This window comes from Brachyspira catarrhinii (assembly GCF_005518285.1).
GTDB classification, from domain to species: Bacteria; Spirochaetota; Brachyspiria; order Brachyspirales; family Brachyspiraceae; genus Brachyspira; species Brachyspira catarrhinii.
On the sequence record NZ_SJDU01000246.1, the window covers coordinates 1 to 3,554 of the forward strand.

At 34.8% G+C, this 3,554-nt stretch carries 2 protein-coding genes and 1 pseudogene; 1 reads left to right on the forward strand and 2 read right to left on the reverse strand.

Features of this window, described 5'->3' with window-relative positions; genetic code table 11:
- Positions 1-256, reverse strand: a pseudogene (locus EZH24_RS08815) (tetratricopeptide repeat protein); the annotation flags it as partial.
- Positions 257-268: 12 nt separating this feature from the next.
- Positions 269-574: a hypothetical protein gene (locus tag EZH24_RS08820; RefSeq protein WP_137998794.1), complete on the reverse strand. Its 306-nt coding sequence runs from the start codon at positions 572-574 to the stop codon at positions 269-271.
- A 219-nt stretch (positions 575-793) separates the two neighbouring features.
- Here EZH24_RS08820 and EZH24_RS08825 point away from each other — a divergent pair.
- The coding region (locus EZH24_RS08825) for an efflux RND transporter permease subunit (RefSeq protein ID WP_137998795.1) at positions 794-3,554 on the forward strand (2,761 nt) is incomplete at its 3' end.

Consider the following 3,554-nt stretch of genomic DNA (forward strand, 5'->3'; position numbering starts at 1 on the left):
TTTGATAATAATAACAGAAACCTATTTCGTAATAAGCCCAAGCCACCTCTTTGGAATAATTTTCTCTGTCAAAATTATCTATTATATACTGATAATAATCTCTCGCTTTTTTATATTTTTTGTTATTGAATTCCGTATAAGCCTTTTCCGCTATTATTTGAGGATATCTCTCTTCTTCTGGAGCTATTTTCAAAACGGAGGCGCATGAAATGGAATAAAAAACAAATACGGAAAGAAAAACAAAAATCTTTTTCACTCGCAAAACTCGCTATTTTTTTACTGGATAAACTTCGTCTCTCACGGGCAAACTTCTTCGCAAAATCCCCAAAAAAAATTCGAGTTCGCCCATATCCTTATAACTGTCGCATTTTTCAACCGTTCTTCTGGCGACCGTAAAATACTTATACATTTTTTCTTCGCCAAGTTTTTTTCGCCATTGTTCTTTTATGCATCTTACTCTAAGATAATATTCTTTTTTATTAGACTCGCTTTCTTTTCTGAATAAAACACAATACCTGCAATTTGCGCAATATATGCCGCCTAATTCTATAGGTTGTTCTTGCTCTTCGCTCATAAACATTTACCGTAAAAATTATATTATTTTATATTGATTAGTATATCAAATTTCAAATTAAAGTCAAGGTTTATATATTCCTTTTTTATATTTTAAAACTTTTTAACCTTTTACTCGTCTAATATAGCAAATAATATAATCATAATTTATATGTTTATTTTATTTTTAGATTTTAGTAAAATAACTAATGAAAATTTAAATAAAAAAGGAATATTTTTAATGAAAGAATTTTTAGAGTTGGTAGTAAAAAGACCCGTTTCGGTTTTTATGGGTATGATTGCAGTTTTGATTTTGGGATTCGTAAGTTTGACGAAATTATCCGTTGATTTTTTGCCCGACATGGAACTTCCATATATAACCGTTAGGACGAAATACGAAAATGCGGGACCAGAAGAAGTGGAAAAATCGGTTACAAGAATAATAGAAAACGCAGTCGCTACGGTAAGCGGAATCAAAAATATAACTTCCACATCAAAAGAAGGAGAGTCTACCGTGTCCGTTGAATTTGCTTGGAAGACTGATTTGGCAAGCGCGACAGCCGACATTAGAGAGGCTGTGGATTCGGCTAAAAATTCTTTGCCTGACGATGCCGACAGTCCGACAGTTTTAAAATTTTCAACCGACTCTATGCCGATGATGGAAATAGCTTTTTTCGGAACGGATAATTTGGGAGCTTTATATAATTTGGTAGACAATCAAATTCTAAATAAGATAGAGCAGGCTTCGGGAGTGGCGAGAGCGGAAATAAGAGGAGGACTAAAAACCGAAATGAAAGTCGATATAGTTTTGAATAGACTTCATGCTTACGGACTAAATATTAACGATATAGTTTCTTTGCTTTCTTCGGAAAATCAGAATCTATCTGGAGGCGAAACTTACGAAGGAGTTTATAAATATACTTTAAGGACGATGGGAGAATTTACTGACGAAGAAGATATTGAAAATACCGTAGTCGCTTTGAAAACTAACGACACTCCAATCAAACTAAAAGAAATCGGCAGAGTTTATCAAGGCTATTCGGACGATACGCAAATAGTAAAGATAAACGGTTCGCCTTCCGTTTCCGTTTCGGTGAATAAAGAATCGGGAGGAAACGCCGTCAATGTTTCTAAAGCGGTTCAAAAACAGCTCGAAAGTTTGACTTCTATTTTGCCCGAAGGAGTGGAATATCAAATATTATTCAACAGCGCCGATACGGTTAATGAATCGATTCGAGGAGTTTTGGACGCGGCTTGGCAAGGCGGACTTTTCGCAATAATCGTTCTTATGATTTATTTATGGAATATTAAAACCGTTTCCGTCATAGCGATTTCAATTCCTATGTCGATAATAATCACTTTTACTTTAATGTATTTTATGGGAATAACTTTAAATATAATTTCTTTGTCGGGTTTGGTTTTGGGAATTGGAATGATGGTTGATAATTCGATTGTAGTTTTGGAAAATATATTTTATTATAGAAACGAAGGATACGGAAAATATTCGAGCGCGATAAACGGGACTTCTTCGGTAGCTCTTGCGATAACGGCGTCAACTTTAACTACAATCGCGGTATTTTTGCCTTTCTTATTTGTGGAAGGACAGACGGGACAATTATTTAAAGATTTATGCATAACTGTTACGGTTTCTATGATTGGCTCGCTTTTTGTCGCCTTAACTATAGTTCCAATGCTTGGAGCTAGACTCGTTACAAATAAAAAAATAGACGCTTTGCTTCCAATGGAAAAATTTTTTAACGAAAAATTTCATGATAAAATAAAAAATATTTATATTAAACTTTTAAATTATTCTATAAAAAATAAAATGAAAGTTTTTGTTCCTTCATTACTAACCGCTTTTATTATAATAATATTCGGACTTATTTTTATCGGCAAGGAAGGATTTCCAACTACTGATGAAGGACAATTTAAAATAGATATAAAAATGCCCGTTGGGACAAAATCCGCTCAAACTCAAACATTCGTTAGCAGAATGGAAAAAGATATTGAAAATGCAATAGGCGAAGATTTTAGCAGAATGCAATCGAGAGTGGAATCTGGTTCTGATGAAAATTCAGCGGAAATAAGAATTCAATTAAGAGAAAAAAGCGAAGGTAGAAAAAAATCTTTAGACGAATATATGGAAATTGTCCGAAATGTTCTTGCATCGTATCCCGCTCAAATAAATATATCCGCGGTTTCGACAACCGTAATCGGCGGAGGAGGAAATAATAGCGGCGGACAGTCGATAAGAATAGAACTTATTGGAGACGATTTGGATAAATCTACCGAAATAGCGAATAATATAATAAAAGCGATTTCGGAGATAGAGGGAATAAGAGAGCCGAGATTAAGCCGAGACGACTCGAATCCCGAATTAAAAATTTATGTCAATAGAGAGATAGCGGCTAAAATGGGAATAAATGTAAACACGATTGCAAATATAGTAAAGACGAGTTTTGCGGGAACTACGGCTACAACTATGACTCCCGTAGGTTCGGATGTTACCGATATAGATGTTAAAGTGCAACTTGGAGAGCCAGACAGATTAAATATTGACGATATAAACAGATTGATGATTCCAACTTCGAGCGGAATGACTCCAATTTCTTCGATAGCGACTATAGAAAGAAGCTACGGACCTACTGAAATTGAAAGAAAGGACAGCGCAAGAATAACGACTATAACGGCATCGGGCTACGGGAGAGCTTTAAACGAAATAATATTCGATATTCAAAATAAAATAAAAAACGAAGTGTTTATTCCATCGGGATTTAGCGTAAATTATAGCGGAGATTTTGAAGATATGAACGAAGCTTTCGGACAGCTTTTGCAGGCTTTAATTCTCGCTCTGGTTTTGGTTTATTCTATAATGGCGAGTCAATTTGAATCTTTTATAGCGCCTTTCGTCATAGCTTTTGCAGTTCCTTTCGGATTTGCGGGTTCTTTAATAGCTTTGTTTTTGGGACGGCAGACTTTAAATGTTTACAGCGCGATAGGTT

Bases quoted from the DNA above. Each gene is read 5' to 3' on its own strand.
- EZH24_RS08820 (WP_137998794.1), bottom strand. From the start codon at position 574: ATGAGCGAAGAGCAAGAACAACCTATAGAATTAGGCGGCATATATTGC.